At 68.4% G+C, this 3,306-nt stretch carries 3 protein-coding genes; 1 reads left to right on the top strand and 2 read right to left on the bottom strand.

From position 1 onward, the window contains the following. Positions 1-214, top strand: a 214-nt coding sequence (locus AC08OV_RS24135) for a SpoIIE family protein phosphatase (protein ID WP_476620384.1), incomplete at its 5' end; no start/stop codon positions are given. 245 nt (positions 215-459) lie between these two features. Here the strand turns inward: AC08OV_RS24135 and AC08OV_RS24130 are convergent. Together AC08OV_RS24130 and hpnH are read right to left on the bottom strand one after the other, a co-directional pair. Beyond that, a complete protein-coding gene (locus tag AC08OV_RS24130) occupies positions 460-1,674 on the bottom strand; it encodes a beta-ketoacyl-[acyl-carrier-protein] synthase family protein (RefSeq protein WP_476616113.1) in 1,215 nt (404 codons plus the stop codon). A 462-nt stretch (positions 1,675-2,136) separates the two neighbouring features. Continuing rightward, on the bottom strand, positions 2,137-3,135 hold the full coding sequence (hpnH, locus tag AC08OV_RS24125) for an adenosyl-hopene transferase HpnH (protein ID WP_476616114.1): 999 nt from the start codon (positions 3,133-3,135) through the stop codon (positions 2,137-2,139). Positions 3,136-3,306: the final 171 nt, after the last annotated feature.

The raw sequence follows: 3,306 nt of genomic DNA, 5'->3' as shown, positions 1-3,306 counted from the left end.
CCACCGCTTCCCCCCCGGCTCCACCCTCGCCCTCTACACCGACGGCCTCGTCGAATCCCCCACCGTCGACATCGGCGAGGGCTGCCGACGCCTGCTGCGCATCCTCACCGAAACAGCCGACCTGTCCACCACCGCGGACCGGCTACTGACCCTCCTCAACCGCAACGACGGCTACGACGACGACGTCACCCTCCTCCTCGCCCACGCCCGATAAGATCATTACGGGTTCTCCTAGCCTCAACCATCGACGGCTGACACCTTCGGATCACAGCCGCATCTGGGTGACCTTCTCAACCCCGCTCTAGATCATGAAGGACGGCAAGGTGTCTTCGCCGTTCCCTTGCTGGAAGAAATGGTCGGTAATGGTCGGTAATGGGAAGTGAGGCCTCTGGGCGGGCGGAAACACGACGGGGGCCGGAGCGCGTTCGAGTCCAGCCAGGCGTGGCCGGCGCGGCCGGTTCAGGGGGCGGTGAACGCCAGGGAGACATTGTGCCCACCGAAGCCGAAGGCGTTGGCCACGGCGGCGCGGACGGTCTCGTGGCGGGCCTGTCCGGACACGACGTCGAGTTTGATCGCCGGGTCGAGCCGGTCAAGGTTGCGTACCGGGGGTATGACGCCGTCGCGGATGCTGAGCACCGTGGCGATGGCGCCCACCGCGCCGGCGGCGCCGAGCATGTGCCCGGTCATCGACTTGGTGGCCGTGACCGCCGGATGGGTGCCGATCGTCTGAGTGATCGCCTCGGCCTCCAGGGGGTCGCCGACGGGGGTAGAGGTGGCGTGGGCGTGTACGAGGCCGATATCGGTGGGGGTGAGGCCGGCGCCGGACAGTGCGGCCTCGATGGCCCTGCGCTGCCCGGCGGGGTCGGCGGTGACGATGTCGAGGGCGTCGGAGTTGGTGGCCGCGCCGGCGGCGACGGCGTACACGCGGGCGCCGCGGGCGGCGGCGAACCCGGCCCGTTCCAGGACCAGCAGGCCGGCGCCCTCGCCGAGCACGAAACCGTCACGGTCGGCGTCGAAGGGCCGGGAGGCGGCTGCCGGGTCGTCGTGCCGGGTCGACAGGGCCTTCATCTGCGCGAACGCTGCCAGCGGCAGCGTGTCGACCGGCGCCTCGACGCCGCCGGCGACCACGACGTCGGCCAGCCCGTGTTGGATCATCTCCATACCGGTGGCGATCGCCTCGGCGCCGGACGCGCAGGCGCTGACCGGGGTACGGGCGCCGGCCTTTGCACCGAGGTCGATGCTCACCCACGCCGCTGGGCCGTTGGGCATCAGCATGATCACCGTGTGAGGGGACATCCGGCGCGCACCGGCCTGCTCCAGGATACGGTGCTGGCCCAGGGTGGACTGCACCCCGCCGTAACCGGTGCCGATGACGACCGCGAGCCGTTCGGGAGCGACCTCGGGAGATCCCGCGTCCGCCCATGCCTGCCGGGCGGTGACGATCGCCATCTGTTCACCGCGGTCGAGCTTGCGGCTGTCCTTGCGCGGCAGCGTTGCCGCGGGGTCGACGGGCAGCCGGGCGGCGAGTCGGACCGGCAGCTCCCGCGCCCATTCGTCTTCGATCACCGCGACACCCGAGGCACCCGCGACCAGCCCGTCCCAGGTGGCGGCGAGGTTGCCGCCGAGTGGAGTCACCGCACCGAGACCCGTCACCACGATCTTGTCGTAAACCACTAATTACCCCTTCCCGTCACGATGAGGGCGGAACGCCAGAAAGGCGGTTCCGCTCCTCGCTCCGGGTCACCTTCCCAGCTCGGGGCGCGGTCTGGACAGCTCCGCCGCTACCGATGTCGGCGGCCAGGTGTTGTGGGAACCCTACAAAGACCCGCGAGCCCTACGATGGCGAGACGGGCGCCGCCGCGGCCCACGACGCCGGACCGGCGAGGGGACGGTGGGTGAGCTTCGGGGTGCAAGTGGTCATAACTGGGTCATAACGCGGTTTCGGGTCAGATCCCGCTTATGCCGCCCTTCCTGTTATGCCGCTCTTCCCGGCGTATCCGAGCCGGGGTGTCTGGTGGAGGACCTCGGTGCCGGCGGCCGTCGCCCTCCGGCCGGAGGGCGTGGACGCCGGCACCGAGGTCGTTTCCCGGGGCTGGCCGGTGATCCGGGGGCTGGCCGGTGGTCCCGGGGCCGGTCTCAGCGGGCCGCGCGGATGGATTCCCGCAGGGAGGACAGGGTCGCCGCGAGGGCGGTCGGTTCGTAGCCGCAGTGTGCCATGCAGTTCGCGCAGCGCGGGTCGCGCCCTCGTCCGTAGGCCTCCCAGTCGGTGGTGTCAAGGAGTTCCTGGTAGGTCCTGGCGTAGCCGTCGCCCATCAGATAGCACGGCTTCTGCCAGCCGTACAGGGAGTAGGACGGAATTCCCCAGGCCGTGCACGGGAAGTCGATCTTTCCTTCGAGGAAGTCCAGGAACAGGGGGGAGTGGTTGATCCGCCAGTTCTTGCGGCGGCCGTCGGCGAACGCCTTGCGGAACAGTTCCTGGGTTTCCTTGACCCCGAGGAAGCTGTCCTGGTCGGGGGCTTTCTCGTAGGCGTAGGCGGGGGAGAGCATCATCCCGTCGACGTTGAGGTCGTTGTTGAGGAAGTCCAACACCTCGATCACGGTCTGGGGGGTGTCGGTGTTGAAGAACGTGGTGTTCGTGGTGACGCGGAAGCCGCGGCGCTGCGCCTCTTTGATGTTGTCCACGGCCTGGGCGAACACGCCCGGCTTGGCCACGGACTTGTCGTGGCGTTCCTCGAGGCCATCGATGTGTACCGCGAAGGACAGGTATGGTGACGGGCGCAGCTTGTCGATCTTGCGTGGGATCAGGAGGGCGTTCGTGCACAGGTAGATGAACTTCTTACGTTTCACCAGGCCTGCCACGATGTCTTCGATCTGCGGGTGCATCAGCGGTTCGCCGCCTGCCAGGCACACCACGGGGGCGCCGCACTCGTCGACGGCGGCGAGCGCCTGCTCGACGGGCATGCGCTGTTTCAGCACGTCCGCGGGATGTTGGATCTTGCCGCAGCCCTCGCAGGCGAGGTTACATGCGAACAGGGGTTCGAGTTCGAGGGTGATCGGGAACTTGTCCCGCCTGGCGAGTTTCTGCTTGAGGAGATAAGCGCCGATCCTGATTGCCTGGCGCCGCGGAATGGCCATTTTCACCCTCCTGGTGTTGGTCTTTGGTCGCCTGGTGGGTGGAGTCGCGATGCCGCGCTGTTCCGGTCAGTGACTGTTCCGGTCAGTGTAGGCGTGTGGTGCGGAGCTGGTGGATTTGGCGCGGGTCGGAGTGGGCGCGGGGTGGAACTGAGGTGGGTGTCCGGTTTGGGG

The organism is Frankia sp. CeTa3Moorea, assembly GCF_978021225.1.
This window is presented reverse-complemented; position numbering and strand designations above follow the sequence as displayed.